The 274-nt window shown below is 42.7% G+C and carries 1 protein-coding gene; it reads right to left on the reverse strand.

Going from position 1 to position 274, the window contains the following annotated elements:
• The coding region (locus ACY2RT_RS15365) for a hypothetical protein (RefSeq protein ID WP_490156803.1) at positions 1 to 274 on the reverse strand (274 nt) is incomplete at both ends.

Consider the following 274-nt stretch of genomic DNA (forward strand, 5'->3'; position numbering starts at 1 on the left):
CGGTGTGGTACAATCTGCTACAAACATATTATCTCCAGCACATAATTGAAGATAGCGCTCCATTCTTGCAGAAGAGTGCTCTGCTCCTTGCCCTTCATCACCATGTGGTAAAAGCATTAACAGGCCATTTTGGGTTTTCCACTTATCTTCTCCGGCAGAAATATATTGATCAATCATAATTTGAGCTCCACTACTGAATTCTCCAAATTGTGCTTCCCAGATAGTTAGTGTTCTTGGGCTTGCCATAGCATAGCCGTAAGCAAAGCCTATGAGG

It is taken from the genome of Ulvibacter sp. 2210JD10-4, assembly GCF_058148525.1.